Origin of the sequence: Bacillus silvicola (genome assembly GCF_050524305.1) — a bacterium.
Classification (GTDB): domain Bacteria; phylum Bacillota; class Bacilli; order Bacillales; family Bacillaceae_G; genus Bacillus_A; species Bacillus_A cereus_AT.
In genome coordinates this window covers 901,397-919,536 of the sequence record NZ_JBNGVC010000001.1, presented here as the reverse complement: position 1 = coordinate 919,536, position 18,140 = coordinate 901,397, and the positions used below count along the sequence as shown (strand labels likewise).

Genomic DNA, 18,140 nt, shown 5'->3' with positions numbered 1-18,140 from the left:
CTATTTTATTTTTGTCAACTTTTCTTCTTTTTTGAGAAAAACATGACAAAGTAGCGGTTGATTTTGTAAAATGATGTCGAGGACATTATATACTGTTCAAAAAAAATACATAGTTTTGGAAAAAAAATGAACAAACTTTATTATTCTTGTGAAGCATAATATGGAAAGTGAAACGTTTAAAAAATATTTTGTTAAATGAGAATAAGTGCAACATTATATTGTAGAAGGGTAGGTGTGAACCGTTGCGCTAAAATGCGTAGCGGGTAGAAATGGAAAATGAATCAAGAATATTAATTGTAGACGATGAGGATCGTATTCGTCGCTTATTGAAAATGTATTTAGAAAGAGAGCAATACACAATTGAAGAAGCAGATAATGGTGATACAGCTTTAGAAATGGCCTTACAAAATGATTATGATTTAATCTTATTAGATCTTATGATGCCTGGTAAAGATGGTATCGAAGTGTGCAAAGGGGTTCGTGAGAAGAAAGCGACGCCAATTATTATGCTGACAGCAAAAGGTGAAGAAGTAAATCGGGTACAAGGGTTTGAGGTAGGAACTGATGATTATATCGTGAAACCATTTAGCCCTCGTGAAGTAGTGCTTCGTGTGAAAGCGGTATTACGCCGTGCTGTACCAACAACATTCTTTACACAGGATACAACGACGAAAGATGTTACTGTGTTCCCACATTTAACAATTGATAACGACGCACATCGTGTTACAGCAGATGGTAATGAAGTGAATTTAACACCGAAAGAGTATGAATTACTATTATTCTTAGCGAAAGCTCCAGATAAAGTGTTTGACCGTGAGCAATTGTTAAAAGAAGTATGGCAATATGAATTCTTCGGAGATTTACGTACAGTTGATACGCATGTAAAGCGTTTACGTGAGAAGTTAAGTAAAAAATCACCAGATGCTGCGAAGATGATTGTTACTGTTTGGGGCGTTGGTTACAAGTTTGAGGTTGTGAACGACTGATGCTTTGGAGAAGTGTAGTAGGGAAGTTATGGATGACCATATTACTTCTCGTTTCGTTTGTTCTTGGATTTGTTGCGATTTTACTTTCGCAGTTTTTTAGAACGTATTATGTTGATATGAGTGAAGCTAGGCTTCAAAAAGTTGCAACTAGTGTTTCAGAGTTAATTGAAGAAGGTGCCGATGTAAAAACGATTGAGAATATCGCGTATAAATTCTCTGATCCACTTTCAAGAATCATTATTGTAGAAGATGGTAAGGAGATTTCCTCTTCTCCGAAACAAGAAGGGTTAGTTACTCTAACGATAGATGATTTAAAAGAAGATAAAGAATTAGCTGCTGTATTTAAAGACAAAAAAGAAATTAAAAATAACATTAGAAAAGCTTCTAATAGTAGGAAGAATAAAAATACTGAAAATGATATTATGATCGTCGGAAAACCGGTGCAATCAAAAAATCAAAGTGCAGTGTTCGTATATGAATCATTGCAAGTGCCGATACAAGGTATGGAGAGAACGACTGATTTTATTTTCTTATCGGCTGGGATTGCGATTATATTAACAACCTTCTTTGCGTTCTTCTTATCTACTCGAATTACAGCACCGCTTCGTAAAATGCGTGAGGTTGCTTTTGAGGTGGCACGTGGGAAGTTTGATGCAAAGGCTCCTATGGTTTCTCAGGATGAAATTGGTGAGCTTGCAACGGCCTTAAATCAAATGGGGAAACAGTTGAAGTTTAATATGAATGCCTTGCAGCAAGAAAAAGAACAGTTAGCTAGTATTTTGAGTAGTATGGCAGATGGGGTTATTACGTTAAATCAAGAAGGGGAAGTCGTAGTTATTAATCCACCGGCCGAACATTTCTTACAAGTTTGGCAAGAAGAAAAAGAGATAGAGCTAAGTAAAAAACTACCTTCTGAACTTGTTGAACTATTCCATCTCGTTGTAGAAAGTGAGCAACAACAAGTTGTTGAAATTAATTTGCAAAAAGGTAACTACGTAGTTCTTATGACGCCGCTTTACAATCAAACGAAAATTCGTGGGGCTGTAGCAGTGTTGCGTGATATGACGGAAGAACGTCGCCTTGAGAAGATGCGTCAAGACTTTATCGCGAATGTATCACATGAACTTCGTACACCAATGGTCATGCTTCAAGGGTATAGTGAAGCGATTTTAGATGATATTGTGCAAACGAAAGAGGAAATTAATGAGTTTGTTCAAATCATTTATGATGAATCTGTTCGTTTAGGTAAGCTTGTAAATGAATTATTAGATTTAGCTCGTATGGAAAGTGGTCACGTAGAGTTACATATTGGTGAAGTAGATATTCATCCATTTGTCGAAAAAATTGGCCGTAAATTCCAAGGGATTGCAAAGGATAAAGAAGTTCAATTAACAGTTGATTTCCAAAGCCCAATTGAACAATATCCGTTTGATGCAGATCGTATGGAGCAGGTATTGACGAATTTAATTGATAATGCAATCCGTCATACAAATGCGGGTGGACATGTTACACTTGTAATTAATACGGAAAATAGTGGGCTTACTTTTGAAGTGCAGGATTCAGGTGCGGGTATTCCAGAAGAAGATATTCCATTCTTGTTCGATCGGTTCTATAAAGCTGACAAAGCGAGAACGCGTGGGAAAAAGGTTGGAACTGGACTCGGACTTGCGATTGCTAAAAATATTGTTCAAGGTCATGATGGAAAGATTTCTGTATCCAGTGTTGTTGGAGAAGGAACTACATTCTCTGTATATTTACCAAATCGTATAATTTAGATATATATGTTTTTTAAAAGTGATAATGAATAAAAGCTCTACTGTTTTTTTATTTTTTTGTAAGTTCAATTAAATAAAGAATGGTAGAGTTTTTTCTTTAATAATCAGTATGAAAAAGAGAGGTGTCATAATGAAATGAAACTTTATACAAAAACAGGAGATAAAGGGGAAACGAGTGTAATAGGTGGCCGAGTGGATAAAGATCATATACGTGTAGAAGCTTATGGCACAATTGATGAGGCGAATTCTCATATCGGATACGCGCTGTCAAAATTGCAAGAGGAATGTTTTCGTGACATTTATAACGAGCTTGAAAATATTCAACATGAACTATTTGATTGTGGAGGAGATTTAGCAATAGTAGAGAAGAAAATCCCCTATAAAGTAACGATAGAGATGGTGGAGTATTTAGAGAGAAGAATTGATTTGTATACAGAAGAAGCGCCGCCATTAGAACGTTTTATTTTACCAGGTGGTAGCGAGGGATCAGCTGCAATACACATTGCACGTACAGTTATAAGAAGAGCAGAACGTTGTATAGTGTCATTGCAAAAAGAAGGAGAAACCAATGAAATTGTTCTAAAGTATGTAAATAGGTTATCTGATTATTTGTTTGCGGTAGCTAGAGTAATAAATGCGCGTTTACAAGTGAAAGATGTGGAATATAACCGCAGTGCACTTGTTTTTCGCAATAAAGAAGAGAAGGAAGTGGAGTAATTCACTTCCTTTTTTTGTATACTTTTTTCTGTAATATCCCACAATAGAGAAGGTATGACGGTTATTAGAAAACGGAGGATGTATATGAAAGCGTTAAAATGTGGCGTGGTGATATTGAGTATATTATTTTTATCTCAATTACATATTTACGCTGAAGAGAATCAGTGGATATGGCCTGTTGATGGGCAGGTAAGTGATTATTTTGGGACAAGACATGGGAAACACTATGGTATTGATATAGCTGCGTCCATTGGAACGCCTGTTGCAGCTATTCAAAATGGTAAGGTGACAAAGTCTTATTTTTCAAGTAGTTATGGAAATGTTGTGTTTATTAAACATGGAGAATATGAGGCTGTTTATGCGCATTTAAATAAGAGATATGTAGTTCAAGGGGATAATATTTCAAAAGGAGAGCGAATTGGAGAGGTAGGGAATACAGGAGAATCGAGAGGAGCGCATTTACATTTAGAAGTGCATCAAGGAAGATGGACGGTGGAGAAAAGGAATGCGATGAATCCGTTGCTTGTTTTAAATGAACAAAAAAATCAAGTCGTGTCATCATCATTATATGTTGTACAAAAAGGTGACACTTTAGTTAGTATTGCTCGAAGATTTAGTATGACAGTTGAGGAAATCAAAGTGAGAAATGGATTACGACAAGAGCGAATCTATCCGAACCAACAACTATACGTTAAGTAAAGGAAACTTCCCAAAGTATAACTTTTGAATAGATTTTTGAGAATACGATAGTAAATGAATTTATATCGATGTTTCGACAAGAAATGTTGACTTAGCAATAACGTACGAAGATAAGAGTAACCTATTCCTAACGAAAAACCGTCCCAAAAAATCTTTTGGGACGGCTTCTTTTACCAAAAAATAAAGACACATATAAATCCAGAAATAGCTAAGTAGCTATATAAGTAAAAGACTTTTGTTCTTGTTTTTTCTTTTGTCCGGAATAGTACGATAGTTGGTTCGATTAGACCAATTGTAAGACAAAGTAAACCAAGAAGCATAAAGCCAATTGAAAGAGAATACAGGGCGATTTGTGGTGCTTGAAATGGAATCATCCATTTTAATAAAAATGCAATAAGTGCAGTGTAACAAATGCTACCGATGTATTTATTCAATGGTGTATTAGAACGGAAACCAGGAAGTTTCTTGGAAAAAGGACGGGAAACAACTTCAATTTGTAAAGATGTATGTTCTTCAATTATTTTTTGAGCTTCTTTTCCTTTTTGGAAAAGGGATAAAATCCAGTTTCGCTCACCTTGGAAAATAAATTGAGAAGTTGTTAAATAGTGATCAACTTTTACCTTATTCCAACTCTTCCATGGATGACGCTCGCACAATTTTAATTTACTTTCTGTTTTTTTATCGTACTGATAAATACTTATGCCATCTTGGTCAAAAGTAGCGTAGTATGTCTCTTGTGAGAATGTGCCTAGATCAATTGGACAGTAGAAAAGTAATTCTTTTTTTAAATAAAAGTATTCTTTTCTTAAGTTCTTTTTCATTGCTTCTCGAATAGAGTGTCTTTTATCTTTCTTCATGACATTTCCTCCATAACTCAGAAAATGTTCTTATCTTAACAATTCAACATCTTATCACTTTTAACGATATATGACTAGGGGATTCATAAGAGAAATACCGAATTATAAAAAATATGGGTTGTATTGTAAAATATATTGATTGTATCTTTGGTTATATAAAATTAATAACTTATTTTTAATAAGTTACACTTTTTTTGTTCACAATACGATTATGTTGTTGTATAATGAAGTGGAAAATAGAATATCGGTCTATCTTCGGGGCAGGGTGAAAATCCCGACCGGCGGTGATGAACAGTTAATAATTTCGTTCTAAGCCCGCGAGCCGTTAAGGCAGGATTTGGTGTGATTCCAAAGCCGACAGTATAGTCTGGATGGGAGAAGATGGAGGTTCAAGCGTTCAAAAAAGATAAATATTTGAACGTCTGTTTGATGTGCCTTAAAATTCTCCCTTTGTGTAAATCGCAAAGGGTTTTTTCGTTCTATGAAAAAATAGGCATAGCAGAACCTTTCCACTTTCCATGAGAAGATCGATGGAAAAGGAGAGAGAAAGATGAAACAAAAAAGCAGTGTAGTGCAGATGGTGAGTGTAGCGATGCTAAGTAGTATTGCGTATTTACTAATGATGTTGGATTTTCCATTCCCAGGGCTTCCGCCATTTTTAAAAATTGATTTTAGTGATGTGCCAGCTTTAATTGCGGCGATTATTTTTGGGCCGATTGCAGGAGTAATTGTAGAAGCGATAAAAAATATTTTACATTACGGGATTCAAGGAAGTTTAACGGGAGTGCCAGTTGGAGAAATTGCAAACTTTATTGCAGGATGTTTATTTATTGGACCAGCGGCTTTCTTATTTAGAAAGTATCGTACTGTAAAGAGTTTAACGACAGGATTAATGCTAGGGACAATTACAATGGCGTTAATCATGAGTGTATTAAACTACATCATCATATTCCCAGCTTACACTTGGTTTTTAAATTCACCAGCTATGTCTAGTGATGCTATAAAAACAACGGTTGTAACGGCAATCTTACCATTTAATTTGATTAAAGGAATTGTAGTGACAATTGTATTTGTAGTGTTATTCTCACGCCTGAAAGTATGGGTGTTTGCAAAAATGAATAATGCATAAAATATAAAGTGAAACTTTAATCAGTGAGGGTTTTGTTCATCCCCCGCTGATTATTAGCCTTCACCTATCGGGCATTTACGGGCAGCCCGACCCTCACCTAACTTCTTTACTTTCGTTGTTGAGGTAGGGGTCTTACTGCCCGTTGATGCGGGGTAAAATAAAACCATTAGTAGTATGGACTACTAATGGTTTTTTATTAAGTAGAATGAAAATAGAAAACAAAAAATACCCCTCATCCATATGAGGGGTATTTTTTGAAGTTAATAAAAGACTATTCGAATTTTAAAGAGTCGCCATCAAATGATTCGTCAGCAACTTTAATCGAGTCAGTTGGACAGCCTTCGAATGCATCCATCATATCTTCAATTAATACATCTGGAATTTCAACGATACCTTGGTTATCGTCTAATGTTACAAATGCAATACCTTCATCATCATAGTCATAAATGTCTGGTGCAGCAGCGCCACAAGCACCACATGCAATACAAGTATCTTTATCAACGATTGTATATTTTGCCATCTTTTTTCCCTCCTGATAATATGTATGTGAAAAGTTCGTCAAAAAATTATAACCTTATTGTAAAACGGTTTTTAAAACTTTTCAACATAAAATTATAATGATAATGCTTATCAATTAGGGTGTCAACTTGTTTTTGAATTATTTCATAAGATTTTCAAAATACTTAAATGTTATTTCGTTTGATACAATAGAATATATACAAGCATGTAGTGTGAATATGATAAGTTAAATGCGATCGTATTGAAAAAGGAATGAAGTTAGACTGAAAGGTGGAAGCGGTAATGCAGCTACAATATACTTTATTATATTGTTTAAAACAATTGAATGGTGAAAGAACCGTTTCTTCGATTTATTATTTGTTAAAAGGAAAGAGATCGTCGCAAACATTACAAGATGGGAATATGTTTCAAATTTCTTTTTTGTTTGGGATTTATAAATCATTAAATAGAGCTGATTATGATCAAGAAGTTGCAAAGTTGTTACAGACGGATTTAGTTCAATCTATACATGATAATACATACGTGTTAACGACTGCTGGTAATATGCAATTAAACAAATGGGAAGATGAATTTGCCTTTCCGACGTATTTACATGGTTTACACTATGGTGAAATAGGTGAAACGTTTTGGAGGAGATTAGCATTAATCGTTCAAACCATTTCGAATATACAACAGGCAAATGCGAAATTTATTCCAATTCAACAGGATACAGAAATAATGATGTGGGTGAAACGTTTTCTCACGGGAATACCATATACGAGAAATGAATTGGCTAAAAGATTGTGGAAGGAGATGCATACTCTTTTACAAAAAAATAATTCAGTAGAAGCGACAATCGTAACATATCGATTAACTGGCTATGAACGTATTGGGTGTACTTTACAACAATTAGCGGAAATTACGAAACAAGATATATTTCGAGTGTACTTTTTATTCTGGGGTACAATTCATTTCCTTATTCAAGAAGTTCGCAATAAAGAAAATGAATTTCCATTATTAGCTGAAATTATTTCTTATCCAAATGAGAAAGCTGATTTATTTAGCTTATCAACGAAAAAAACATATAATTTTTGGAGACAAGGACGCTCTTTAGAAGAAATAGCGACAATTCGGAATTTAAAGGTTGCCACGATAGAAGATCATTTTGTGGAGATTGCTTTACGAGAAAAAGAATTTTCTATTGAGATGTTTATGGGAAAAGAAAAAATAGAAAAAGTATCAAAAGTAATTGAAGCATTACAAACACGTAAATTGCGTGTGTTGAAGCAAGCGGTTGGAGAGGGAATCTCTTATTTTGAAGTCCGTCTTGTATTGGCACGGATGGAGGGTATTAATGAAGCTTGAGGAATATTTATATAAGTGGTTTGGATATTCTGAATTTCGTCCGGGGCAAAAAGGAGTTATTACGGACTTATTGGAAGGAAAGGATGTTGTAGCGATGCTTCCGACTGGAAGGGGGAAGTCGATGTGTTATCAACTTCCGGGGCTGCTGCAAGAGGGTACGGTGCTTGTTGTATCACCATTATTATCTTTAATGGAAGACCAAGTTACGCAATTAAAGTATGTCGTGAAAAATCGAGTTATTGCATTTAATAGTTTTCGGACGTTAAGTGAAAAAAGGGAAGCAATGAAAAAGCTATCTTTTTATAAATTTGTTTTCGTATCACCAGAGATGTTGCAGTCGGAACTTCTAATAAGAGAATTGAAAAAAATACATATTTCATTATTTGTCGTAGATGAAGCGCATTGTATTTCACAATGGGGGTATGATTTTCGGCCAGATTATAAAAAATTAGATAAAGTAATTGAGAGTATCGGCTCTCCAAATGTACTAGCATTAACAGCAACTGCTACAAAGGATGTACTGCGAGATATAGCCGAAAGTTTAAATCTAAAAAATGTCGCTGAGCATGTGTATTCAATTGATCGTCCAAATATTGCGATGGAAGTGCAATTTGTGGAAACGATAGAAGAAAAAAAAGAGGCGCTTTTTGAGCATATAATGTATTTGCAAGGACCTGGTATTGTTTATTGTTCAAGTAGGGCCTGGACAGAGCGTTTAACCGAGTATTTAAGAGGAAAAGGAATTACAGGTGTAGCTTTTTATCATGGTGGTATGGAACATGAAGAGCGTATGTTAATTCAACAACAGTTTATGAATGACCAGTTGCAAATTGTAATATGTACAAGTGCTTTTGGGATGGGGGTCAATAAGGCGAATACAAGATATATTATTCATTTTCAATATCCGACAAATGTAGCTTCCTATTTACAAGAAATTGGAAGGGCGGGGAGAGATGGTGAACCGAGTATAGCCATTTTGTTATGTAGTCCATTGGATCATGATTTGCCAATTTCAATCATTGAAGATGAATTGCCAAGTAAATCACAAATACAATTTTTATTTTCGTTACTACAAGAAAGAATGTTTCAAACGAAAGTATTACCAATAGAAGATGTAGAAGAAATTTGTTATAATGCAGCAAGATTTAATGAACAATATTGGCGTTTTATCCGTTATCATCTCGAACATCTTGGAATCATACAACAGCGAAATCTTCTGCTAGAGAGCTTGTCAGATGAAATAATGCACAGATTAATAGCGGAAGTGGAAGTGAGACTGCGTAATAAATATAGTGAGCTAGAAAATATGAAGTCATGGATACAAGTTCAAGGATGTAGGCGTGAATATTTATTACAACAGTTCGGTTATAGAAAGGAAAAAGAGATAGAAAACTGTTGTGATTACTGTGGTATTACAAAAACAGATTATAAAAAAAGACGAGCGCAACAGTCAGTTTTCGACTATAATTGGGAAACAGAGTTACAAAAGCTTTTCGGCCTAGGGAAGATGGAGGAATGATGAACATTCAAAGGCAAAATGTTGAAGATATGAGTCCGAGGGAAATAAGACTGAATCTATACATAACACAACTAATCATTATTGGTATCGGTTGTTTACTAGCATACATATTATTTCAAGATAAAAGAGAAGTTTATAGTTTGTGGAAATGGGAACCGATTTCTATACTTGTACTAGGTGGCTTATTAGCGATTTGTATTGTGTTATTAGATTATGTTGCAATGCGAGTGTTTCCAGAATCTTGGTTTGATGATGGTGGCATTAACGATAGAATGTTTCAAGGAATCTCTGTCATGCATTTACTCGTTATTACGTTTATTATTGGCTTTGCGGAAGAGTTTTTATTTAGAGGTGTAGTGCAGACTCATTTTGGAATTGTAATAGCGAGTTTAATTTTTGCTGTGTTACATATTCGGTATATAACGAAGCCTTTTTTGTTTTGTTTCGTCTGCTTTATTAGCTTTGTTTTTGGTTATGTATTCGAGTGGACAGGCAATTTGTTTATAACAATCTTTGCACACTTTCTTGTTGATTTTATAATGGGACTCCAATTAAGAAAATAAATGGAAGGTGGTGGTGAACAACATGAGAAAACGAATTCCTGATTTTGAAGAGGAGTTAGAAATTGAGCGAGTGGAAGAAGATGAAGGTTTACCGCCGCGTAGTGAAATTCATAGAAATAAAGAGAAAAAACCAAAATTTAAAATGAATCATATTTTCGTCCGAGTTTTAACATTTTTATTCATATTGTTACCTATTAGTATTCTATGGTATACAGATAAATATACACAGGTGAAAAGTGATAGTAATAATGCTGGGAAAAGTGCGTTTGAAGTAATTTTCTTTGATTCAGCTAAGACGGAATCTCAAAAGCAGTCTGAGAAAGTAGCAACTCATATTGTGAAAGATGGGGAAAGTTTAAAAAGTATAGCGAAGCAATATTTCTCAGATGAAAATGGAATGGAAGTAATTAAAAAGTATAATGATTTACAAGAAGACGAAGTGAGAGTAGGACAAGAATTAAAAATTCCTATAAAAGATAAGTCTGCGAAGTAAGAGAGCTAGTTAAATGAGTGATAAATAATAACTGCATATAAAATGAAGGACTATACTTTACGAGGAGGGAGAGTAAAAAATATATGACATGGATTATATTATTATGTACTCTCATATGCATTGGTTTTGTATGTCTTCTTGGAATGTATAAAGAAGCGATGCGTAATACTGTGCTGGAACATACATTAGTATTCAAAGAATTTCCGGAAAGTTTTCAAAAAGTTAATGTTTTTTTTATTTCGGATATTCATAGAAGGGTCATTTCTAGCTCGCTAATTGAACGAGTGAAAGGGAAAGTGGATATCGTAATTATTGGCGGTGATTTAGCTGAAAAAGGAGTACCTTTATCGCAAATATCTTTAAATATTCAAAAATTAAGAGAAGTAGCCCCTGTATATTTTGTATGGGGAAATAATGATTATGAAATTGAAAATCACGAATTAGATGCTTTATTGTTAGAAAATAATGTGAAGGTATTAGATAATACAAGAGTTGTATTTGAGTCTGAGTTAGGAGAGAAAATTTGCTTGCTCGGTATCGATGATGTTGGATTAGAACGAGATCGTTTAGATTTAGCATTGGCTGATTGTAAAGAAGAAGGTTTTCGCATTTTAATTAGTCACAACCCTGATATAATAAAGAAAATGTCTGGTAAAGAACAAATTTCGCTCGTGTTAAGTGGACATACACATGGAGGGCAAATTCGGTTGTTTCCATCTGAAAAATATTTAAAGGGTGGTATATATAAGCATTTTAATATGACACTCTTTGTTAGTAATGGGTATGGAACAACATTGCTTCCTCTGCGTTTTCGGGCACCTTCTCAAACGCATATCATTACGTTGTGTGGAGGGAAATAATGCCAACTTCAAATGGGAACTATAATATAAAAGCTGTTTCGAATATACTCGGAATTCAACCGAGTACACTTCGCGCATGGGAAAGACGCTATCATATTATTGCCCCAAAGAGAAATCAGGCGGGGCATCGTTTGTATACAGAAGAGCATATTTATATTTTGAAATGGTTAATGAACAAAGTTTCTGAGGGGATGATGATTGGACAAGCCGTTCAGTTATTAGAAGGGAATCGGTTGCAGAACAACATTCAAATAGAAAAAATTACTGATAAAGAAGTTGTTTTAGTGGACGATATACTACAAGCTTTGTTAGAATTTGATGAAATTACAACTTCTGCATTATTAAACGAGGTTTTTAGTATATATTCAACGGAAAAGGTTGTTATAAGTATCATTCTTCAAGTGGCAAACAAGTTGTTAATTTTAAAAAATAATAATGAGATTACAATGTCACAATTCAAATATGTTGTATCATTCTTACAAACACGTCTAGGAATGATTTATCATAATGCATCAGTGTATTCTTCCGTTAACAAAGTTTTCGTTTTAGAAAATAATATATTAAAAGGATTTATTTTCGCGACGTATTTACGAATAAAAGGATATCAAGCAATGTATATGGGGACAAGTTTAGATGAAGAAGGTATTTTACTAGCTATTGAACAATTGCAACCTAAGTATTTGTTTATATCTTTTGATGATGAACGAGAACTTGAAGAGGCAGTAAGATTTATTGATTTGTTGCAAGCAAAAAATAAAAATCTCTTTGTTGGTTTTATAGGAAGAAAAAGTATTGGGGATCAATTAAATCTTCAAAATATCCTTATTGGTAACACGAAAGAAGAATGGGATGGATGGTTAAGAATGTCAGAATAGTCGTTCGGAAAGAACCATCTATTTTCTATTTCATATAATAAAAATTAGATGCAATGGTTACGTAGGGAGGGTATGAGATGAGACTGGAACGTTTAAATTACAATAAGATCAAAATTTTCCTAACATTTGATGATTTATCAGAACGAGGATTAACGAAAGAAGATTTGTGGAGGAATGCACCGAAAGTACAGCAACTATTCCGTGATATGATGCAAGAAGCAAATGAAGAATTAGGGTTTGAAGCGGATGGTCCGATTGCTGTGGAAGTATTTTCTCTACAAGCTCAAGGTATGGTTGTAATTGTGACAAAAGAAAATCAAGAAGTGGACACAGAAGATGAGTTCCGTGACGAGTTTATTGAAATGCAAGTGACTCTTGATGAAAGTGAACATATACTTTACGAGTTTGCTACATTAGATGATGTAATCAATTTGTCAAATCGCTTATATAACCTTGGTGTAACTGATGGGAAGTTGTATACATGGGATAATCGTTTTTATCTTTGGATAGAAGAAGAAGAGCAATTTCAATTATTGAAGGCGGATTTTATAGCTATTTTAGCAGAATATGGTAATCCGTCAACGGCAACAATTTATCGCATAATGGAATATGGTAAAGAATTAATGGATTCTCAAGCAATTGAACAAATATACAATTACTTTGTGAAAAAGCAAAACCTCAGCTAATGTAACGTAGCTTGAGGTTTTATTTTTATTCAGCTGAAGATTGGAAAATCTAAAATCTATAAAGCGAAGTTTAGGCAACAAGACTAGCCGACCTGTAGTTGAAAATTTGATCAGTATTTCTTGATGAAATACTGATTTTATTGAATGTGTTTTGGTGAAAATAAAAAATATTTAAATATTTAAGTATTTTACTTTTCTAAAAGCAATAAAAGGACTATAATAATAGTGAAAACGCTTGCAATACGAAATAGTTTGTATATATTTGTTAGCGTTTTCTATTGCATTCCAAATTTAACGGTGTATACTAGGCAATGAAGGTTTACTAAACAAGTGAAATTACAGGGGGTTTACTTACTATGGTAGCCGAAAAGGGAACTCAAACGAAAACACAACAACAAGGGGAACAACATTTTGAATTGTTAAATTCAACACAAATTGTAATTAATGAAGCATTAGAAAAATTGGGTTATCCAAACGAAGTATATGAATTATTGAAAGAACCAATTCGTATGATGACAGTGAAAATTCCAGTTCGTATGGATGACGGGACTGTTAAAATATTTACAGGATATCGTGCACAACATAATGATGCTGTTGGTCCAACGAAAGGTGGAATTCGCTTCCATCCAAACGTAACAGAAAATGAAGTGAAAGCACTTTCTATCTGGATGAGTTTAAAATGTGGTATTGTTGATTTACCATACGGTGGAGGTAAAGGTGGAATCATTTGTGACCCGCGTGAGATGTCTTTCCGTGAATTAGAAAGATTAAGCCGCGGTTATGTACGAGCAATTAGCCAAATTGTTGGTCCGACAAAAGATATTCCGGCTCCAGATGTATTTACAAACTCACAAATTATGGCATGGATGATGGATGAGTATAGCCGTATCGATGAATTTAATTCACCAGGATTTATCACAGGTAAACCACTTGTATTAGGTGGATCACACGGACGTGAAACAGCGACTGCAAAAGGTGTAACAATTTGTATTCGTGAAGCTGCGAAAAAACGTGACATTGATATTAAAGGTGCACGCGTTGTTGTTCAAGGATTTGGTAACGCTGGTAGCTTCTTAGCTAAATTTATGCATGATGCAGGCGCGAAAGTAATTGCAATTTCAGATGCTTATGGCGCATTACATGATCCAAATGGATTAGATATTGACTACTTACTAGATCGTCGCGATAGCTTCGGTACTGTAACAAAACTATTTAATAATACAATTTCAAACAAAGAACTGTTAGAACTTGATTGCGACATTTTAGTTCCAGCTGCAATTGAGAACCAAATTACAGAAGAAAATGCTGATAAGATTAAAGCGAAAATTGTGGTTGAAGCTGCAAATGGCCCAACTACATTAGAAGCAACAAAAATCTTAACAGATCGTGGTATTTTACTTGTTCCAGACGTATTAGCAAGTGCTGGTGGCGTTACAGTATCTTACTTTGAGTGGGTACAAAATAACCAAGGTTACTACTGGACTGAGGAAGAAGTAGAACAACGTTTAGAAAAAGTAATGGTAAGATCATTCGATTCAATTTATGAAACATCACAAGTTCGTAAAGTAAACATGCGCTTAGCTGCATACATGGTTGGTGTTCGTAAAATGGCTGAGGCTAGTCGCTTCAGAGGTTGGGTATAATATATAATGTTTTGAGAAAACGTGATTTCCTTTCGAGGGGATCACGTTTTTTTGTTGAAGTATTAAATTGAGGTGTTGTATATGGAAAATGAAATGATGGAACGAGTAGAACAATTAGAAGAAAAGGTTAAGAGGTTAGAGGGAGAACTTGCAAGAACGATGGAAGCCAGAAAAACAAGTATCGTTCGGGTGTTCGGGGAAGGGTTACTGTTTTTAATATTTGGTTTGGTTGTAGTAGGGCCGATTATCGCCGTTGTAATCTCAATTCTTACTTGGTTTGCTGAAAAATAAAATAAAAACAAAAAGAACGCTTGTTCTACGCGAACAAACGTGCTATACTCTCCTTAGATAAACAAAACGGAAATGATTTTAAGGAGAGATAAATGATGAAAATGACAGTAGACCAAAGATTTATGATGCCAGCGGATGTTGTAGAACGAGTGGAAGTATTACGAAACAAGCAAAGTAAGCGTGGCACATTATTACAATCAGTAAATAAATTTTTCGGTTTAGATACGAAAGAAGATTGTGTTTGGTTTTACGGTTTTTATGGAGTGGCTGTAAGTATTTTATTATTTATGGTATTCACATCAAATATTTTCGATTTTATCTTCGCATAAGAAATATGCTATAAGGACATTGCTACCGAATACATATAAGGAAGTAAGGTAATCTTCTAAAGCGGGAGTTGGTAGTAATGGCGATGTTTCCTATAGAGCGTAACTATATTGGATATGGAAGTTCACGACCGGGAATTCCTCTTTCTAAAGTAAGGTTTATTGTAAGTCATGATACGGGGAATCCTGGTAGCAATGCGATAGGGAATCGAGATTACTTTAATGAAATACAACCGAAAGCTTCGGCGCATACATTTATAGATGACAAAACAATATTGGAAATTGTCCCTATAAATGAGGTTGCATATCATGTTCGATATGGTGTGCCGACGGATAATGATCTATATGGTTATGATGCGAATAAGGCTGCCATTGGTGTGGAACTTTGCTATGGCGGTGATGTTAACTTTTGGGAAGCATATACTCGTTTTACATGGTATCATGCTTATTTATGTCAAAACTTTGGCTTGAATCCGAAAAAAGATATCGTATCACATAAAACACTTGATCCAGCTAGAAAGATTGATCCTGAAAATGTATTAGGGAAACAAGGTATTAAATTTCAGCAGTTTTTAGCAGATGTCTATCGGATGTACGTTTCGTTTAGATGACAAACATAAGAAAAATGAATACAATAAAGATAGGTGCCTACTGCTGTAAGTAGGTTTTTTCTTGTTTTTATAAATAGTGCAGAGGTAGAAGACTAGGAGTGAACCGAGTATGCAGAAAGAAACAGCTATCATAATTGGAGGCGGTCCGTGCGGATTAGCGGCAGCAATTTCGTTGCAAAAGGTAGGGATTAATCCGTTAGTAATTGAAAAAGGAAACATTGTAAATGCCATTTATAATTATCCAACTCATCAAACATTTTTTTCCTCTAGTGAAAAATTAGAAATTGGTGAAGTAGCTTTTATTACCGAAAACCGTAAGCCGGTTCGAAATCAAGCACTTGCGTATTATCGCGAAGTAGTAAAGCGTAAATCTGTACGCGTAAATGCTTTCGAACGAGTGGAGAAAGTTCAAAAAGATGGAGAAGTTTTTAAGGTTGAGACGACAAAACGTGATGGAAATAAAGAAATATATATAGCGAAATATATTGTTGTAGCAACTGGATATTATGACAATCCAAATTATATGAATGTTCCAGGTGAGGAACTGAAGAAAGTAGCTCACTATTTTAAAGAAGGACATCCTTATTTTGATCGAGATGTGGTAGTTATAGGTGGGAAAAACTCAAGTATAGATGCTGCGTTGGAATTAGTTAAATCAGGTGCGCGTGTAACGGTACTGTATCGTGGAAGTGAGTACTCGCCGAGCATTAAGCCGTGGATTTTGCCGGAATTTGAGGCATTAGTACGAAACGGCACAATTCAAATGCATTTCGGGGCTCATGTGAAAGAAATCACTGAACATACATTAACATATACGGTTGATGGTGAAGCACGTACAATCAAAAATGATTTTGTATTTGCGATGACTGGCTACCATCCTGATCATAGCTTCTTAACGAAGATGGGTGTTCGGATTGATGAAGAAACAGGACGTCCGATTTATACAGAGGATAAAATGGAAACGAACGCTGAAAATATTTTTATTGCAGGTGTAATTGCTGCTGGGAATAATGCAAATGAAATATTTATCGAGAACGGTAGATTTCATGGGGATGCAATTGCGCAAACCGTTGCATCAAGAGAACAATAAAAAGAAGCTGTCGAAATTCGACAGCTTCTTTTTTAATTGTGCATAAACATGTTTTGGATTGTTTTATGAGAGTTTGTATTCTCTAGTGCGACTAGTAATTTAATTCGCGCTTTTTGAGCATTTAAACCGTATGTGAAAACAATACCCATATCTTTTAATTGTTTGCCGCCACCTTCATATGAATATACGTCTTGAACGATACCATTGAAGCAACGTGAAACTAATACGACAGGAATGCCTTTGTTTATTAATCGTTCTAGACTAGGAAGTGTTCTTGGAGGTAAATTACCTTGTCCAAGTGCTTCAATAACAATTCCATCTACTGGAAGGTTTTCAATTGCTGCTAACAATGTATCATCCATGCCAGCATATGCTTTTAGAACAACTACGTTTTTAGAGACTTTACTTACTGAGTATGTTTCGTGATGTACTAAAGCGTGATGGAATACAACACCGCGTTTTGTTACCATGCCAATTGGTCCGTATTGTGGGCTTTGGAATGTCGCGACATTACTTGTATGTGTTTTCGTTACATTTGTAGCACAGTGAATTTCGTCGTTTAATACGACTAAAACACCTTTTTCCGCAGCTTCATTACAACTAGCAACTTTTACAGCCGATAAGAAGTTATATAGGCCATCAGCACCTAATTCATTACTAGAACGCATTGCGCCTGTTACAATGATAGGAATAGTTGCTTGTACTGTTAAATCTAAGAAATAAGCTGTTTCTTCTAATGTATCCGTACCATGTGTAATTACTACGCCATGAATGTTGTCTTGTTTTACTCTTTCATCAATGATGACTTGTAATTGTAACATTTCGCTCGGTGTCATATGAGGAGATGGTAGATGGAACACATCTTCAACAATTAAATCAACATCGCCTTCTAAATCAGGAATGAATTTTAAAAGAGGATTTTTTTCACCTGGTTGTACGACCCCAGTTTCTTTATCTTCCTCCATTGCAATTGTTCCACCTGTGTGTAAAACTAGGATTCTTTTCAATGCTATACCCCTTTCAAGTTGAAAAATACATTTAGAACATAACATGTTTTGAGTAAATTCGACAATGAAAATGTATAAAAGTACGCTTAGAAAATGACAATAAACTTAATTGTCTTATGTGCGTTGTACAAAGTGGCTATTAGGTAGAGT

20 protein-coding genes and 1 riboswitch are annotated in these 18,140 nt (G+C 34.8%); of the genes, 17 read left to right on the top strand and 3 right to left on the bottom strand.

Features of this window, described 5'->3' with window-relative positions; all coding sequences use genetic code 11:
- Window positions 1-269 precede the first annotated feature (269 nt).
- The 4 genes from resD (at window position 270) to ACP6L7_RS04825 (ending at window position 4,177) form a co-directional block, all read left to right on the top strand.
- Window positions 270-986 (top strand): DNA-binding response regulator ResD, encoded by a 717-nt coding sequence (gene resD, locus ACP6L7_RS04840; RefSeq protein ID WP_000426861.1) that lies wholly within the window; start codon window positions 270-272, stop codon window positions 984-986.
- Window positions 986-2,761, top strand: coding sequence for a sensor histidine kinase ResE (gene resE, locus ACP6L7_RS04835; protein WP_097831744.1), 1,776 nt, complete (start codon window positions 986-988; stop codon window positions 2,759-2,761). Before resD ends, resE begins: the two co-directional genes overlap by 1 nt.
- A 135-nt stretch (window positions 2,762-2,896) precedes the next feature.
- Window positions 2,897-3,478: a cob(I)yrinic acid a,c-diamide adenosyltransferase gene (locus tag ACP6L7_RS04830; protein WP_097831743.1), complete on the top strand. Its 582-nt coding sequence runs from the start codon at window positions 2,897-2,899 to the stop codon at window positions 3,476-3,478.
- An 84-nt stretch (window positions 3,479-3,562) separates the two neighbouring features.
- On the top strand, window positions 3,563-4,177 hold the full coding sequence (locus tag ACP6L7_RS04825) for a peptidoglycan DD-metalloendopeptidase family protein (RefSeq protein ID WP_097831742.1): 615 nt from the start codon (window positions 3,563-3,565) through the stop codon (window positions 4,175-4,177).
- 170 nt (window positions 4,178-4,347) lie between these two features.
- On the opposite strand, the gene ACP6L7_RS04820 is transcribed toward ACP6L7_RS04825, so the two are convergent.
- Window positions 4,348-5,034 carry a hypothetical protein gene (locus ACP6L7_RS04820; RefSeq protein ID WP_097831741.1) on the bottom strand — a complete coding sequence of 229 codons (687 nt, stop codon included), beginning with the start codon at window positions 5,032-5,034 and terminating at the stop codon, window positions 4,348-4,350.
- 247 nt (window positions 5,035-5,281) lie between these two features.
- A riboswitch (FMN riboswitch) is annotated at window positions 5,282-5,421 on the top strand.
- 163 nt (window positions 5,422-5,584) lie between these two features.
- Between ACP6L7_RS04820 and ACP6L7_RS04815 the strand changes: the two genes are divergently transcribed.
- Window positions 5,585-6,163 carry an ECF transporter S component gene (locus tag ACP6L7_RS04815; protein ID WP_430528902.1) on the top strand — a complete coding sequence of 193 codons (579 nt, stop codon included), beginning with the start codon at window positions 5,585-5,587 and terminating at the stop codon, window positions 6,161-6,163.
- A gap of 271 nt (window positions 6,164-6,434) precedes the next feature.
- Here ACP6L7_RS04815 and ACP6L7_RS04810 read toward each other — a convergent pair whose 3' ends face one another.
- Window positions 6,435-6,683 (bottom strand): ferredoxin, encoded by a 249-nt coding sequence (locus ACP6L7_RS04810; RefSeq protein WP_001151994.1) that lies wholly within the window; start codon window positions 6,681-6,683, stop codon window positions 6,435-6,437.
- A 281-nt stretch (window positions 6,684-6,964) separates the two neighbouring features.
- On the opposite strand from ACP6L7_RS04810, the gene ACP6L7_RS04805 reads away from it, so the two are divergent.
- The 12 genes from ACP6L7_RS04805 (at window position 6,965) to ACP6L7_RS04750 (ending at window position 16,983) form a co-directional block, all read left to right on the top strand.
- Window positions 6,965-8,026, top strand: a complete 1,062-nt coding sequence (locus ACP6L7_RS04805) for a YpbB family protein (RefSeq protein ID WP_097831739.1) — start codon at window positions 6,965-6,967, stop codon at window positions 8,024-8,026.
- On the top strand, window positions 8,016-9,545 hold the full coding sequence (locus ACP6L7_RS04800; protein WP_097831738.1) for a RecQ family ATP-dependent DNA helicase: 1,530 nt from the start codon (window positions 8,016-8,018) through the stop codon (window positions 9,543-9,545). Before ACP6L7_RS04805 ends, ACP6L7_RS04800 begins: the two co-directional genes overlap by 11 nt.
- Window positions 9,545-10,108, top strand: coding sequence for a CPBP family intramembrane glutamic endopeptidase (locus ACP6L7_RS04795; protein WP_001025786.1), 564 nt, complete (start codon window positions 9,545-9,547; stop codon window positions 10,106-10,108). The genes ACP6L7_RS04800 and ACP6L7_RS04795 overlap by 1 nt, the downstream gene beginning before the upstream one ends.
- Before the next feature lie 22 nt (window positions 10,109-10,130).
- A complete protein-coding gene (locus ACP6L7_RS04790) occupies window positions 10,131-10,601 on the top strand; it encodes a LysM peptidoglycan-binding domain-containing protein (protein ID WP_097831737.1) in 471 nt (156 codons plus the stop codon).
- An 83-nt stretch (window positions 10,602-10,684) separates the two neighbouring features.
- On the top strand, window positions 10,685-11,461 hold the full coding sequence (locus tag ACP6L7_RS04785) for a metallophosphoesterase (protein ID WP_097831736.1): 777 nt from the start codon (window positions 10,685-10,687) through the stop codon (window positions 11,459-11,461).
- Entirely contained in the window at window positions 11,461-12,336 is an 876-nt protein-coding gene (locus ACP6L7_RS04780) for a MerR family transcriptional regulator (RefSeq protein WP_097831735.1), read from the top strand. Before ACP6L7_RS04785 ends, ACP6L7_RS04780 begins: the two co-directional genes overlap by 1 nt.
- Window positions 12,337-12,413: 77 nt before the next feature.
- A complete protein-coding gene (locus tag ACP6L7_RS04775) occupies window positions 12,414-13,022 on the top strand; it encodes a genetic competence negative regulator (RefSeq protein ID WP_097831734.1) in 609 nt (202 codons plus the stop codon).
- A gap of 356 nt (window positions 13,023-13,378) precedes the next feature.
- Complete coding sequence (gene gudB / locus ACP6L7_RS04770) at window positions 13,379-14,665, top strand: NAD-specific glutamate dehydrogenase (protein ID WP_071744887.1); 1,287 nt, start codon at window positions 13,379-13,381, stop codon at window positions 14,663-14,665.
- 81 nt (window positions 14,666-14,746) lie between these two features.
- On the top strand, window positions 14,747-14,956 hold the full coding sequence (locus ACP6L7_RS04765) for a hypothetical protein (protein ID WP_097831733.1): 210 nt from the start codon (window positions 14,747-14,749) through the stop codon (window positions 14,954-14,956).
- Window positions 14,957-15,048: 92 nt separating this feature from the next.
- Window positions 15,049-15,285, top strand: a complete 237-nt coding sequence (locus ACP6L7_RS04760) for a DUF3961 domain-containing protein (protein ID WP_002075213.1) — start codon at window positions 15,049-15,051, stop codon at window positions 15,283-15,285.
- A gap of 77 nt (window positions 15,286-15,362) precedes the next feature.
- Window positions 15,363-15,893 (top strand): peptidoglycan recognition protein family protein, encoded by a 531-nt coding sequence (locus ACP6L7_RS04755; RefSeq protein WP_001240648.1) that lies wholly within the window; start codon window positions 15,363-15,365, stop codon window positions 15,891-15,893.
- A gap of 109 nt (window positions 15,894-16,002) precedes the next feature.
- Window positions 16,003-16,983, top strand: a complete 981-nt coding sequence (locus tag ACP6L7_RS04750) for a YpdA family putative bacillithiol disulfide reductase (RefSeq protein WP_097831732.1) — start codon at window positions 16,003-16,005, stop codon at window positions 16,981-16,983.
- A gap of 32 nt (window positions 16,984-17,015) precedes the next feature.
- Here ACP6L7_RS04750 and ansA read toward each other — a convergent pair whose 3' ends face one another.
- On the bottom strand, window positions 17,016-17,990 hold the full coding sequence (gene ansA, locus ACP6L7_RS04745; protein ID WP_097831731.1) for an asparaginase: 975 nt from the start codon (window positions 17,988-17,990) through the stop codon (window positions 17,016-17,018).
- Window positions 17,991-18,140: the final 150 nt, after the last annotated feature.